Raw genomic sequence first — 14,809 nt, forward strand, 5'->3', positions numbered from 1 at the left:
TTTGCTGATTCAGTGACGATGGAAATAATTATCGCCGTAAGCTCTGCTGTGCTGTACTTTGCCGCACTCATGCAGATTATCCCGGGCTTGTCTGGCCCTAATCAGATCCCGGTGAACCGGGTTGGCTTAGTTGCAATGGGAGCGATGGCCCTGCACGCAATTTTGCTCTCTAACCTTATTCTTTCAGAAGATGGGCAAAATCTTAGCATTCTGAATGTATCGTCACTGGTAAGCCTCATCATATCAGCCACTACAACGGCATTGATGTATAGACTCCGCGTATGGATTTTACTCCCGGTCATGTATAGCTTTTCTGCGATTAATCTCGGGATAGCATCACTGATGCCAGGTGAGATCACCACGCAACTCGAGGCTCATCCTCAACAACTGATTCATATTTCGTTGGCCTTGTTCGCCAACGCTATTTTAATCATTGCCACTTTATACAGCTTACAGCTTGCCTGGCTGGACTATCAGCTCAAGCAAAAAAACAAATTGGTAATGAATCCCAACCTCCCCCCTTTGATGGCCGTCGAAAGACAGCTCTTCTCAATCATTATTATTGGTCAGACACTACTTACCTTGACCCTGCTCTCTGGCTTCGTTTTTTCACAAGACATGTTAGCCCGAGAAAATGCCCACAAGACGGTGCTATCAGCATTGGCATGGCTCGTCTACGGTATCCTTATATGGGGCCATTTCCGCCTTGGCTGGCGAGGAAGACGTGTGATTTGGTTCAGCCTTTTCGGTGCGTTCTTCCTTACCTTGGCCTACTTTGGCAGCCGTTTTGTTCGGGAAGTGATCATCACAGCGTGATACCCCTGTTGAATTTTGCGCTGGGTGTTTGACACTCAGCGTTTTCCCTGCCCAAATGAAGGGCTTATTTACAAAGAAGGAAGACTTACATTGGACGACATATCGACGGGAACATTAACTTCCCTTTTGGTATTGCTCATCGTCATATCTGGCTATTTCTCGGGCTCTGAAACTGGCATGATGTCGCTGAACCGTTATCGGCTCAGACACTTAGCAAAACAGGGCCACAAAGGCGCAAAACGGGTCGAGAAACTCCTTTCACGACCTGACCGCCTGATAGGGCTCATCCTCATTGGCAACAACCTTGTCAACATTCTGGCTTCAGCGATTGCAACCATTCTTGGTATGCGCCTGTTTGGCGACCTGGGTGTTGCCATCGCGACGGGTGGATTGACGATGGTCGTTCTGGTTTTTGCTGAGGTGACGCCAAAAACGCTTGCGGCTCTCTATCCCGAGCGCGTTTCTTACGCCAGTAGCTTTGTACTGAGTTTTCTGATGCGTCTGCTTTATCCTTTGGTATGGACTGTTAATGGCATTACCAACGGTTTTTTAAAACTGCTCGGTCTTGCCACCAGCCACAATGGCAAAGACAATTTGAGTTCTGAAGAGCTCAGAACCGTCGTTAATGAGGCCGGTGGACTTATCCCTCGCCTGCACCAAAATATGCTGATTTCAATCCTTGAACTGGAAGAAGTCACGGTCAATGACATCATGGTGCCGCGAAACGAAATTACTGGCATCAATGTTAACGATGACTGGAAGGCTATTATGCGGCAGTTAACACACGCTCCCCATGGCCGGATGGTTCTGTATCGTGACAACATTGACGAAGTTGTTGGCATGCTCAGAGTCCGTGAAGCATACCGCATCATGGTTGAGAATGAGTTTAATAAAGAAAACCTTCTCAGAGCGGCTGATGAGATTTATTTCATTCCTGAAAGTACGCCACTTAATGTGCAACTTTTAAAGTTTCAGCGTAATAAAGAACGCATTGGGTTAATTGTTGACGAATACGGCGATATTATCGGTCTAGTGACCTTGGAAGATATTCTAGAAGAGATTGTGGGTGAATTTACCACGTCTGTCTCTCCAAGCCTTGCAGAAGAAATAACGCCACTCCCTGACGGCAGTTACCTAATTGAAGGAAGTGCCAATATTCGGGACTTAAACAAAAGTCTTAACTGGAGTCTCCCAACCGATGGTCCCAGAACTCTGAATGGTTTGGTACTGGAACATCTCGAGGATATTCCCGACAGTAAAATGAGTATTGAAATCAACGGTCATCAAATGGAAATCACCGAGATTGCTGACAATATGGTCAAACAAATTAAGGTGTTACCTGTGCTGAAAAAAAATAAGCGTGAATGATACTGTTATTTTTATTAATACAAGGCGAGCCTCAGTGTTCGCCTTTTTTTATTTAGAGGCCTTTATATCTCACGTTTATTCATGATAAACCTCATTTCCTCAATGGTTTTTAAGTTTAAAAAAATCTCTCAATTGTTGGACGAAGTAACACTTTATCGACTAACAATTAATAACAGTCATTTTAAATTTTGAAGTCTGTAGTTTTGCTCCTCCGGTTAGAGATGTCATTTTGCTCAGCGGGTGAATTTAGTTTTTGAGGATAAATTCATGTTTAACAGTAAATTGAAGCAAGAAATAGAATTACTCAAACAAGAAAATACATATAACAAAGCTGTGATTGATTCTATCAACGCAAGTGTACCCACTATTTTCTTCACCCCAGAAGGCGTCATCAAACGTGCTAACCATTTGCTCCTCGGAGCAGCAGGGTACAGCCTTGAGGAAGTACAGGGACAACATCACAGAGAGCTGTGCGATCCTGATTATGCGAAGAGCATTGAGTATCAGAAATTCTGGGATAGGCTCGGCTCTGGAGAAATTATCAGTGGGACTTTTCCTCGCCGTAACAAACGCGGGGAAAGAGTGTGGCTCGAGGCGACATATTTCCCGATTAAGGTTGATGGTAAAGTCGTTGAAGTGATGAAAATCGCCTCAGATGTCACCGAAGAAAAAATTCGCCTTGATGACCAAGGTGCCATCTTTAGCGCATTAAATAAGTCTCTGGCAGTCATCGAGTTCAATCCTGACGGCACGATATTAAACGCGAACAGCAATTTTCTTGCAGCCGTGGGATACAGCCTGGATCAAATCCAAGGCAAACACCACAAAATGTTTTGCCCGGAAAGCTTTTATCAGGATAATCCGAATTTTTGGTCTGAGCTTGCGTCTGGAGATTTTAAAGCGGGCCAATTCGAGCGAAAAAATGCGGCAGGCCATGTTCTTTGGCTCGAAGCAACCTACAACCCGGTATTTGATGATGACGGCAAAGTGTTCAAAGTCGTCAAGTTCGCATCAGACATTACTGCGAGAATCGAGAAAGAGCATGAAATCCGTGCAGCTGCGGAAGTCGCATATTCGACCTCAGTAGAGACAGCGCAGATTGCCAAGCAGGGAGCTGATGCACTCAATTCTACTGTGGAAACATCATCGTCTATTTCCGAGCAGGTACTTGAGACTGCAGAATCAATTTCTCAGCTTAATGAGCAGTCGAAAAGTATCGAAGCAATAGTATCGACTATCAGTGACATTGCAGACCAAACCAACTTACTTGCTCTCAATGCAGCAATAGAAGCTGCAAGGGCCGGTGATCAGGGACGCGGATTCGCGGTAGTAGCAGATGAGGTAAGACAACTTGCCGCACGGACCAGCCAGTCGACAGCTGAGATTGCTGATGTGGTCAAAAAGAACCGTGAGCTGACAACAGAAGCGACGGGTAAGATGTCCAGCGTGTCAGAGAGTGCGGATAAAGGTAAAGCGCAAATCTCTGAGGCAGCCGGTGTAATGGATGAGATCCGTTCGGGTGCCGAAAATGTTGCTAAAACGGTGTCGGGACTCAACGCTGGGAACGAGTAAGATTTTACGTCGCCCGAGTATCGACTGCATGCATCAAAAAAACGCCAACTCGGCGTTTTTTTATTTCTCAGAACGACCACCAGGGCGATTTGTCCTGATTTAAATCAACTTTGCAGTGCTTCATTTGAACAGCATAGGTTCTGGCTTGTCGGTCTACCTTACTCGCCGTTAACAACAACTCTCTTTTACTCTTGTGGTAACCATCCCTATAGCCATTCCAGCCCTCCTGAAAGGCCAGATACTGGTTACGGACATCAGACATGGGGATATTCAGCCGATTTTTTGTTTCATTGGTATACCAGCCAATAAAGTCGAGAGAGTCGGCAAAATTCGTTCTGGAGCTACTCTTGCCGGTTGAATCCTCATACTCCTGCCAAATAATATCCTGGGCCTGAGTGTATCCAACTGGATCGCTGTTATCTCCTCTTGGGGACAATCGGAAAAAAACACTTTCAACGGCTATGTCATGAGTAAAGCCACTTTCCTGACGAATAAAAGCCATAGCAAGAGAAACCGGGGTTCCCCAGTCCTGCTCCATATTTAAAGCAGCCTGGTACCAGTCATGATGCTGAGAGAAAATACTACATATACTGTCCGGGTTCTTGGGAGGCGGGTTGGTACAGCCGACTAATGCAATAAGCGGCAAACATAGCACTGTTCTGAGGTTTAAATGCATTCGTATATCCTTATACAAAATACAAATGGCGACGCTACCGCCGCCAGAATAATGTGTTATTACGAAGTGTAGCCAAAGTAATCAGCAAGATATTTATCGAAAGAGACATTATCAGCGTCTTCCAGCGCTGCTTGTCGCGCTAGACTGTCCGTCGCTTCCTGCATCAAGGTGTCATTTGAAAAGTGACCTTTCGAATCACTGTGTTTGAAAAACTCCACATGGGAGTCAGATAACTCATGACTCACACTATTGACGCACCCTTTTGCGATTACATCATTAAGTAATCGTCCGGACAGCGTTTTTTCAGGGTGTTCAAACCACGTCTCCAGCTCATCACAAGTTTGCTGATAACATGATGTCCCATTGGCCTGATCCAACAGTTCCGCCAGAGGACGCAACTCAGCAAATACGCGCTTACCCCAGTCAGCCTGAGTCAGTCTCTCACCATTACATCCTATCTTAAGCGTAAGACCCGGCTTCCTTCCTTCCAGCACAATTTTCTGCCAGTTGTCACGCCAGCAATCAAGCTCGCTCTCATCCATATTCTCTGACGGCGTCAATAGACACCAGAGCATGAGAAGATCAAGGAAATAAATCTGATGGCTATCAATGCCCACTGGAGAATAAGGGTTAACATCCAGCGATCTCACCTCAATATACTCCACGCCACCACGAGATAATGCTTCAGAGGGTTTCTCGCCACTCTTAGCAACACGTTTAGCTCGGATGGGTGCATAGAGCTCATTCTCAATCTGAAGCGCGTTAGTGTTGAGCTGACGATACTGACCCGACGCGTCTTTGACACCAATGCGCGCAAACTCTGGTGAGGGTGTATTAATCGCTTGCTTCACACCGTCGATATATTGTTCGAGGCTGTTAAAGCCGACTTTTATCTCATCCTGAGCACTGTTCGTGTAACCCAAATCACTCAGTCGTAATGACGTGGCATAAGGTAAATAACACGTATTATGATCTGTCTTCTCAAACTTCAGAGATGTGCCGCTTTTCTCGACAAAAGAACCACAAAGAGCCGGAGACGCACCGAACAAGTAGGGGATCATCCAGCCAAAGCGATAGTAATTACGAATTAATGCAAAGTAGGCATCGGATATCGACGCTTGCTGCTGTTCCTCACCCTGGTTGCCAAACAAATGCCGCCAAAGTGAATCGGGAAAAGAAAAGTTAAAGTGCACACCAGAGATGATCTGCATTACGCTACCGTAACGGTGCTTCAATCCCTCTCTGTAGAGCGTTTTCATACGTCCCAGATTAGACTTGCCATACTGAGCCAAAACAATATCGTCTTCAGTGCCAAAAAAACATGGCATCGACATTGGCCAGAGCTTCTCATCTCCCAAATTCTGAATGGTAAAACGATGAATATCGTGCAACTGTCCCAAGGTTTCAGGTACTGAGCGGCTAACTGGTGTAATAAATTCGAGTAAGGACTCTGAAAAATCAGTGGTTATCCACTGGTTAGTCAGTGCAGAACCCAGCTGGGCCGGATGAGGGGTCGAAGACAAATCACCTTGAGCAGAGATGCGCAGAGCCTCTCTCTCAACACCCCGTCCAATTCCTTTCAAAACTTCCGGTGTGTGTGACAACGCCTTCAACCGGGTTTGAAAATCGGTCAAGTTTGTTCTCATTCTAATATTCTATTGTTTGGAGCCCTAGAATAGTCACTCTCTGTGTCAATTACTATCACATCATCAACACAAAAGGCTTTTACTGAAATAGTTGTTCAACTTTCAGTCGCCACCATTTCAATGGGCAGTCCGGTTTTTTCTAGCGATGCTCTGATTTTCTTCGCATCGCCGACCAAAATAATCTGATAGTCACTGGGGTTGAACCATTGCTTGGCCAATTTATTTAGCTCTTTCTTCGTCACAGAAGCAATAATCTTCTGCTGTTGCTGGCGATAACTGGCAGGCAAACCAAATTCCTGCATAGCCTCCAGAAGTGCTATTTTTTGTGCGGGAGTCTCATAAGATAACGCCTGTCCTTGAACGAACGCACTGCGCATAAATGCCATTTCTTGCTCACTTAACCCCTTTGTCGCGAACAGATCTAACTCTCGCCTCATCTCCTGAATTGCATCCGCAGTAACATCCGCCCTAACCTGCGTTTCAAAGGCGATCAGACCGCTGTCTTTGTTACCATAAACGCTCCCCCTCACGCCATAAGTGAACCCTTTATCCTCACGCAGATTCTGGTTCAGACGCCCATTGAAATTACCTCCGAGGTTAAAATTAGCCAACATGGTTTTGAACATATCGCCGGTCACGTCATAGGGCATCCCCTTTCTGACGAACTGGATTGTACTTTGGGTCGCGCCAGGTTTGTCCACCAGCCAAATTGTCTGCCTTTGATACTGGTTGTAATCAGGTAACGCCGATGGGCGGGCAGGCTCTCCTTGCCATTGAGATAGCCGGCTAATGAGGCTCTGCGCATGCCTTTGCGTAATGTCGCCAACGATCGCCACTTGAGTACCTGAAGGAGAATAATGCTGCTGGTAAAACTGTTTTACATCGTCGAGCGTGAGGGCGGATATCGTTTTCCGATCACCGCCCGGTGGCGTCCTATGCTGATCGTTTTTGTAGAGAACCTCTCGCTGCGCTTTGATAAGCAATGCCCGAGGCGAGGATGACTGGAAACCGAGTGATTCTATTGTCTGCCGTTTTAACCGAGTAAAGTCCTGTTCGGAAAACCGGGGCTGATACAGTATTTCAGCGGCAATTTTTAAAGTGGGATATAAATTTTTCTTGAGGGTAGACACGGATAATATCGTGTGTTCCCGTCCGGACCATAGATTCACCGAGCTACCCAGTCGGTCGAGTTTTGCCTCTATCTCTTCTCCACTTGATGATTGCGTCCCCTCTTCCAACATGGCTGCAGTCAGGTATGCCACGCCTTGCTTTCCATCAGGTTCTATCAACGAACCTGCAGGTAACAAGAATTCCAGCAAGATGGTTGGCGTTTCCCTGCTTTCCATGCCTATTACCTGTACACCATTATCCAACGCAAAACGATAGACGTCAGGCAATGCACCGAACACAGGCTCACCTGCCGTTGGCATTTTACTTCGATCAAATGTTTCAGGCGTTTTACGAACCTTGAGCGGCTCCCGTTCAGTAGGCTCAACTGCAATCACCGCATCAACGTTGGCCGTCGCGGCAGCGAGTTGTCTCATTCCTTCAGGGACCGTTGACAGTACGACCGCCGGTTTCTGCCAGATGTAAGAGTCAAAGGCTGTATCAACATCGCGGGTTGATACCTTCGCCAGCCTTTTCAACCAAGTGTTAAGGCGATCGGGCGTATCATAAAATGTTTGATTGAACGCCAACTGTGCCACTTTTCCCTGAACACTTTGCAGGCTGAATATTGCACTGGCTTCTGCACCACCTTTCACCAGCGACAGGTCATCCTCACTCGCCCCTCGTTCATTGAAGTGTTCGAGCACGTCCATCACGTCATTGTAAACGTCAGACAAGGGCTGCCCTTTATTGGCAGACACATAAAGTTGAACTGAACAAGCAAGCTCTCCACAGCGCTGACTGACACTGGCACTGAGCACTTTACCCGGCTTGACCAATTTCTGATAAAGCAGTCCATTTTTGCCTCCGCCAAGAATCGCTGTCAGCATATCAAGCGAGATACGCACCTTTGACGACGGCGTTACTGTGGGCCAGGTGAGAGTAAGTACAGGCTGCTCAATCTTATCTTCCAGCGTCAGATATCGGCTTTCTGTCAGCGCAACAGGCGCAGGGGCTTGAGGCTCAACCTCTGGTCCGGTAGGGATGTCAGCGAAATATTTTTTTATCCAAGCCAGCGTTTGAGCGGTATCAAAATCTCCACCTATGGTCAGGGTGGCATTGTTAGGGCCGTACCAACGCAGAAAAAACGCTTTAAGGTCATCGAGAGTGGCGCGGTTAAGATCGCGGACATAACCGATTGTTGGGTGCGCGTAGGGGTGTCCCGGTGGGTAGAGGGTCTCGGCTATTTTTTCTGATACCAGGCCATAAGGGCGATTATCGTAGTTCTGGGCACGCTCGTTTTTGACCGTGTCAAGCTGAATATCAAATTTCCGCTGAGACATAGCATCAATGAAAAAACCCATTCTGTCTGCTTCCAACCAAAGGATTTTTTCCAGCTGGTTGGACGGTACGGTTTGGTAGTAATTCGTTCTGTCGCGGTTGGTACTGCCATTCAGCGAGCCGCCCGACTCAGTGACAATGGCAAAATGCTGCTGGTCAGCAACATGCTCAGATCCTTGAAACATCATATGCTCAAAAAAATGCGCAAAACCAGAACGGCCGGGCTCTTCTCTGGCAGATCCGACATGATAGGTTACATCAACATGTACCAGAGGATCTGAGCTGTCTTTGTGTAGCAATACAGTTAGCCCGTTGTCCAAACGATATTTCTGGTACGAAATGGACGGTTCGGTTCTGCTTTGATTTTTTTGTTCAACAAACGTGACCCCTGCGGGAGGGACAACCTCAGGCGAATGGCTTACAAGGGAACACGCATTCAAAAACGCGACAGAGAAAAAAATCACGAAATTTCGCACACAACATCCTTTTATCGAGTTACTGCCACTTCAGTGAATCAGACCCAAAGTCACGACAGAAATTACAACATAACGCAGGGCTTTTCCTATTGCCACCAACAGCCAACACCACGACTGACGTAATCGGAGCCAGCCCGCAGCTAGACACAAAGGGTCGCCAATGACAGGCATCCAGCTCAGTAACAATACTGGATAGCCGTAACGGCTCAGCCAGACGAGCGCCCGTTGCTGTTGCTTCTCTGACTTCTTCCGCTGAGGAATAAATCGACCAATCCAGTAATTTGTCATTCCACCCAGTGTATTACCCAATGTCGCCACAACCAGTAACCAGACAACCGGATAGTGCTGTTGGTTAAGCAAAAAAATCAGGTTCGCTTCTGAACCTCCCGGCAACAGAGTCGAGCTCAAAAAGCCAGTAGAAAACAACACCCAAAGGGCATGATCACCCGCAAACCAATCAAACACGCTTGGCATCCGTCACATCTATTACGTCCATGCCTGCTGCCTTTGCCGCCTGAATACCAAAAGGAGCATCTTCAAAGACCAGACATTGGTGGCTTTCTACCGAGAGCAGCTCCGCACACTTTAAAAAAGTATCAGGGGAGGGTTTATGCGCATCCACCTGATCGGCCCCGACAACAACATCAAAAAGCTCGAGCAAACCTGCTTTTTTTAGCAATTTGTCTGCGATATCTGTCAGTGTACCTGTGCCAATCGCCATTGGTTTACGCCCGGCATACGTCTTTGCCACCTCGGCAGCAGGTAAGACTACGACCTCCATTTCTGCAAGCTCAGAAAATATTTGGTTTTTACGATCTGCCAGCACCTGCGGCTCAACTGATAGCGAAAAGGTTTCGATCAGTGACTGGGCGGTCAGCCATGCAGGACTGCCACCCCGGGTGTGATACCAAGCTTCATCAACCTCAAACCCGTATTCAGCAGCAGTTTGCTGCCAAGCCTGATAATGGGCAGGCATAGAGTCAACCAAGGTGCCATCAAGATCGAAAATAAGTGCATCGTACTTGTCATAATCTGTCATTTTGCCACCTTCAACAATAACTTGCCTCGGATGCGACCGGACATGATTGACTGATGTGCCTCACCACCCTTTTCCAGCGGATAAATATTACTGATCTCGATATCAAGTTCCCCAGTCTCAACCATTGCCAGTAATCTGTCCATCTGCCAACGGTTTGGGTCGACCAGCATCCCCTCCGCTTTCAGACCTCGCTGACTAGCCTCAGCCATCACTGCATCTTTGGTGACAGTTGGTACGGTTATCATACGTCCCTGCCCTTTGAGGGCAGAGAGCGCGTCAATTCCCGTCTCACCGCCAATCAAGTCAATAATGACATCGAAAAACGCCTGATACTGAGCAAGCTCATTACATTGATAATCAATGACAGTCGTCCCCAAGTCTGTCAGAAACGCAGTATTTGCCGCTGAGCAACTCGCAAACACGTCAGCACCGCGCTGCTTGGCCAGCTGAACAGCAATGTGCCCAACGCCACCTGCTCCAGCAAGCACCAGTACTTTCTCATCGGCTGTGACTCCCGCTTTTTCCATTGCCTGCCAGGCGGTCTGACCGCAGACGGGCAATGCAGCCGCAAGTTCAAAATCCACACCTGTGGGCACCGAAGACAACGCCGCCGCATCAATGGCGAGATATTCACTGTAACAGCCGCCTTGCAGAGGGAAACCGACCAGTCCCGCGACTCTGTCGCCGTTCTCGAAGATCTCTTGGTGGCTTCCGGAGCCAACCACTTCTCCAGCCACATCGTAACCCGGAACCCATGGCAGCTTGTCTTTATTTTGTTCTGCTGCCCAACCAATACCCGCACGTGTTTTGGCATCAATAGGATTTACGCCCGCGTAAGCAACTTTAACCAGCACTTGATCAGGGCCGGGAACCGGGCGTTCACTGTCGATAATGTGTAAGGTCTCAGGCCCCCCAAAGGCGCTGATCGCTAATTGTCTATTCTCAGGCATATTATTCCCTTTCTTATCGCCCAACATAGTCACAGTGTCAGAAAAAAAGGCGGCAGACACAATGCCTACCGCCATTTATTTACCTTGTATGTCTGTGAAAGCGCTTATTTAGCCAACCAAAGCCAATAACACACCCGCCGCAACCGCTGAGCCCAAGACACCTGCTACGTTGGGTCCCATGGCATGCATCAGCAGAAAGTTATGAGGATTGGCATCCAGCCCGACCTTATTTACAACCCTCGCTGCCATAGGCACAGCCGAAACGCCAGCAGCGCCAATCAACGGGTTGATGGTGTCTTTACTGAACCTGTTAAGCACCTTAGCCATCATCACTCCTGCCGCAGTACCTATACTGAATGCCACCGCACCGAGTACCAAAATACCCAGTGTTTCAAATTGCAGGAAGGTATCTGCCTGTAATTTAGAGCCGACAGCAAGACCAAGGAAAATGGTCACAATATTGATCAGCTCGTTCTGTGCTGTATTGGAAAGACGGTCAACAACGCCGCACTCACGCATCAGGTTGCCAAGACAGAACATGCCAACCAGCGGCGTGGCAGACGGTAAGAAGAGTATCGCCATCATCAGAACTGCCAACGGGAAGATGATTTTCTCTACCTTAGTTACATGACGAAGCTGCTGCATTTCCAGCTTTCGCTCAGCCTCATTGGTCAACAACTTCATGATCGGCGGCTGAATAATGGGTACCAATGCCATGTAGCTGTAAGCTGCGACAGCAATGGCTCCCAGCAGATCGGGAGATAATCGGCTCGCAAGAAAAATGGCGGTAGGGCCATCAGCCCCGCCAATGATGGCGATTGACGCTGCATCACGCAGAGTAAACTCCATCCCCGGCACCAGATTAAGTAAGATGGCACCGAACAGAGTGGCGAAAATACCGAACTGCGCTGCAGCACCAAGCAACAGGGTTCTGGGGTTGGCAATCAGCGCGCCAAAGTCTGTCATCGCCCCCACGCCCATAAAGATCAAAAGGGGAAATACGCCACTTTCAATCCCAACATAATAGACGTAGTAAAGGATGCCGCCCGGGTCCGTGAAGCCAGCATTAGGAATATTTGCCAGAATCGCGCCGAAGCCAATAGGTAAAAGGAGTAGCGGTTCAAAACCACGTCCAATTGCCAGAAACAGCAGAGCACAGCCAACAGCTATCATTACCAACTGACCAAGTTCGAAATTAGCCAGCCCGGTCTCAGACCAGAGTATCAATAAACCTTCCATGAGCCCCTCTTATGCTAGGCTCATCAGTGGTGAACCCACTGTGACCGCATCACCTTCTTTGACCATTACATCCTGTACGGTACCCGCTCGCACCGCGCGCACTTCAGTTTCCATCTTCATGGCTTCCAGCACTAGGAGAACATCACCTTCTTGAACCTGAGTACCCGCTTTTGCAAGCACCTTAAAGATGTTACCTGCCAATGGTGCCGCGACAACGTCCACATTGCCCGAAGGCGCGGTTGAAGTTACCTGTGGAGAGGCTGCGGGCGTACTTGGTGTCACTGACGTAAGTTGTCCCTGCGGCCCGACTTCTACGTCATACACTTGCCCATTAACGCGCACACTGTAAGATTCAGCAACACCGCTGGCTGCCTGAACAGGCGTTTCTGCGGGTGCTGGTTCAGGTTCATTACCCGGCACGGGTTCGAAGGCGTCAGGGTTGCCACGGTTTTGCAGGAATTTGAGGCCAACCTGTGGGAAAAGCGCATAGGTCAACACATCATCCACCTGATCATCCGCCAGCGCGATCCCCAGCTCTTTCGACTTTGCCAACAACTCGTCGGTCAGCGCATCCAGTTCACTTTCAATCAAATCTGCGGGGCGACATGTTATCGCCTGAGCACCATCAAGCACTTTCGCCTGTAATTCAGCGTTTAATGGAGCAGGCGTCTTTCCATATTCTCCTTTGAGAATACCTGCGGTCTCTTTGGTAATGCTCTTGTAACGCTCGCCTGTAAGCACATTGATCACCGACTGTGTGCCGACAATCTGTGACGTTGGCGTCACCAAGGGAATATAGCCAAGATCTTCCCGCACACGCGGGATCTCGTCGAGAACTTCGTCAAGTCGGTCAGCTGCGCCCTGCTCTTTCAGCTGGCCTTCCATATTGGTCAACATGCCACCGGGTACCTGAGCAATTAAGATGCGTGAATCGACACCTTTCAGCTGCCCCTCGAATTTAGCGTACTTCTTACGCACTTCGCGGAAATAAGCTGCGATGGGCTCAAGTTCGGTAAGTTTTAGCTCTGTATCACGCTCTGTGCCCTCAAGCATAGCGACCACAGTTTCGGTCGGCGTATGACCGTAGGTCTGGCTCATTGAGGAAATCGCCGTGTCCAGAACATCAAGGCCCGCCTCAACAGCTTTTACTGCTGTCGCGGTGGATAGCCCTGTTGTCGCATGACAATGCAACGCCAGTGGGATGCTGCAAGATGCTTTAATTCGGCTGACCAGCTCTTCGGCCTCATAAGGTTTCAGCAGGCCTGACATGTCCTTAATGCAAAGGGAGTGACTGCCCAGATCTTCGAGGCGCTTAGCCAGATCAACCCAGGTGTCGATAGTGTGGAAAGGACTTGTTGTATAAGAAATAGTACCTTGAGCATGTGCACCAACATCGACGACGGATTTCACCGCTTTTTCAAAATTACGCACGTCATTCATTGCGTCGAATACACGAAAGACGTCCATACCATTGGCATGTGCCCGCTCGACAAATTTCTCCACTACATCATCACCGTAGTGACGATAACCGAGGAGGTTTTGCCCTCTTAGCAACATCTGCATAGGTGTTTTGGGCATCGCTTTTTTCAGTTCACGCAACCTCACCCACGGATCTTCACCTAAAAAACGAATACAGGCGTCGAAGGTTGCGCCACCCCAAGTTTCCAAAGACCAAAAGCCGATATCGTCTAAAGCTGCTGCAATGGGCAGCATGTCATCTAGCCGCATCCGTGTTGCGAAAAGAGACTGATGAGCATCTCTGAGTACCACATCAGTGATCGCCAGTTTCTTAGACATAAAACATTACTCCTTGTTGTTATTTTATTTGTCGTTGCGCCGTTGATTGCGGTATTGATGGACGGCTGCAGATATTGCAGCAATTGTCTCCGGATTCACGGCGTTTGACTGGCCAGGGCTGGCTGGCTGGCTTGGTGTCACTTTGGAGGGTAACTCTTCAGGTACCAGCCTCGACATCAGACCGACCAAAAAAATAAGAATGGTAAGGAATACAAACACCACGGACATACCTGTCAGCATGAGTGTCAGTGCTTCCTGCAATAGACTTTCCAGTTCCATTGTCCTCCCCCTGAGGATGTCTTCTCTTTAATTCCTATTGTGCTGCTCTATCACTCCAAAATTGGATAAATGAAGGGCAATTTTAGATAAAACTGCAACACGTCGCTCAAAATACTAACAATCTGCATAAATAACAATCTTTCTTCGCTTGCAAGTGAGTTATTACAGATTTTCAGCTCAGCAAAACTCTGCACTTGTTAGCGGAATATTGTTTTCGTTTTGACGTTAACAAGTCTGAGTTTCACAACAAAAGTGTGCCTGAATCTGATATGAAATCATTAGAAAAAGTACGTAATGTGATAAATAGATGAAAAAATGGCAATCGAATGAATCATGAGTAAAAAAATACTGCTGACTTCCTGAGAATAGTGTCTCAGAAAATTGATTTTGAAAACGAGAAGTGAACCGAAGCCAATACGTGAAATGAAGAAATAACGAATTGATTATTAATTCAGTATTAATGAATAAAAAAGGTGATAGGTTTACAGGAGCATGGTAGGAAG

12 protein-coding genes are annotated in these 14,809 nt (G+C 47.8%); 3 read left to right on the plus strand and 9 right to left on the minus strand.

Going from position 1 to position 14,809, the window contains the following annotated elements; all coding sequences use genetic code 11:
* The first annotated feature begins 18 nt into the window (after positions 1 to 18).
* From A8L45_RS20115 to A8L45_RS25560, 3 genes are all read left to right on the plus strand, one after another.
* Positions 19 to 816 (plus strand): cytochrome C assembly family protein, encoded by a 798-nt coding sequence (locus A8L45_RS20115; protein WP_068905160.1) that lies wholly within the window; start codon positions 19 to 21, stop codon positions 814 to 816.
* Between the two features lie 90 nt (positions 817 to 906).
* Positions 907 to 2,184, plus strand: a complete 1,278-nt coding sequence (locus tag A8L45_RS20120) for an HlyC/CorC family transporter (protein WP_068905161.1) — start codon at positions 907 to 909, stop codon at positions 2,182 to 2,184.
* A gap of 267 nt (positions 2,185 to 2,451) precedes the next feature.
* A complete protein-coding gene (locus tag A8L45_RS25560; protein WP_068905149.1) occupies positions 2,452 to 3,756 on the plus strand; it encodes a methyl-accepting chemotaxis protein in 1,305 nt (434 codons plus the stop codon).
* A 67-nt stretch (positions 3,757 to 3,823) separates the two neighbouring features.
* Here A8L45_RS25560 and A8L45_RS20130 read toward each other — a convergent pair whose 3' ends face one another.
* The 9 genes from A8L45_RS20130 to A8L45_RS20170 all read right to left on the minus strand — a co-directional run bounded on the left by A8L45_RS20130 (position 3,824) and on the right by A8L45_RS20170 (position 14,306).
* Entirely contained in the window at positions 3,824 to 4,432 is a 609-nt protein-coding gene (locus tag A8L45_RS20130) for a transglycosylase SLT domain-containing protein (protein ID WP_068905150.1), read from the minus strand.
* A 59-nt stretch (positions 4,433 to 4,491) separates the two neighbouring features.
* Positions 4,492 to 6,078 (minus strand): glutamate--cysteine ligase, encoded by a 1,587-nt coding sequence (gene gshA, locus A8L45_RS20135; protein ID WP_083228440.1) that lies wholly within the window; start codon positions 6,076 to 6,078, stop codon positions 4,492 to 4,494.
* Between the two features lie 95 nt (positions 6,079 to 6,173).
* Positions 6,174 to 9,002 (minus strand): M16 family metallopeptidase, encoded by a 2,829-nt coding sequence (locus A8L45_RS20140; RefSeq protein ID WP_068905151.1) that lies wholly within the window; start codon positions 9,000 to 9,002, stop codon positions 6,174 to 6,176.
* Between the two features lie 30 nt (positions 9,003 to 9,032).
* A complete protein-coding gene (locus A8L45_RS20145) occupies positions 9,033 to 9,467 on the minus strand; it encodes a YqaA family protein (protein WP_068905152.1) in 435 nt (144 codons plus the stop codon).
* Positions 9,460 to 10,041 carry a fructose-1-phosphate/6-phosphogluconate phosphatase gene (gene yqaB / locus A8L45_RS20150; RefSeq protein WP_068905153.1) on the minus strand — a complete coding sequence of 194 codons (582 nt, stop codon included), beginning with the start codon at positions 10,039 to 10,041 and terminating at the stop codon, positions 9,460 to 9,462. The genes A8L45_RS20145 and yqaB overlap by 8 nt, the downstream gene beginning before the upstream one ends.
* Positions 10,038 to 10,991 (minus strand): NADP-dependent oxidoreductase, encoded by a 954-nt coding sequence (locus A8L45_RS20155; RefSeq protein ID WP_068905163.1) that lies wholly within the window; start codon positions 10,989 to 10,991, stop codon positions 10,038 to 10,040. The genes yqaB and A8L45_RS20155 overlap by 4 nt, the downstream gene beginning before the upstream one ends.
* 108 nt (positions 10,992 to 11,099) lie before the next feature.
* On the minus strand, positions 11,100 to 12,230 hold the full coding sequence (locus A8L45_RS20160; RefSeq protein ID WP_068905154.1) for a sodium ion-translocating decarboxylase subunit beta: 1,131 nt from the start codon (positions 12,228 to 12,230) through the stop codon (positions 11,100 to 11,102).
* A gap of 9 nt (positions 12,231 to 12,239) precedes the next feature.
* Complete coding sequence (gene oadA / locus A8L45_RS20165) at positions 12,240 to 14,027, minus strand: sodium-extruding oxaloacetate decarboxylase subunit alpha (RefSeq protein ID WP_068905155.1); 1,788 nt, start codon at positions 14,025 to 14,027, stop codon at positions 12,240 to 12,242.
* 24 nt (positions 14,028 to 14,051) lie between these two features.
* Positions 14,052 to 14,306, minus strand: coding sequence for an oxaloacetate decarboxylase subunit gamma (locus A8L45_RS20170; RefSeq protein ID WP_068905156.1), 255 nt, complete (start codon positions 14,304 to 14,306; stop codon positions 14,052 to 14,054).
* Positions 14,307 to 14,809: the final 503 nt, after the last annotated feature.

The organism is Veronia pacifica, assembly GCF_001707825.1.
GTDB classification, from domain to species: domain Bacteria; phylum Pseudomonadota; class Gammaproteobacteria; order Enterobacterales; family Vibrionaceae; genus Veronia; species Veronia pacifica.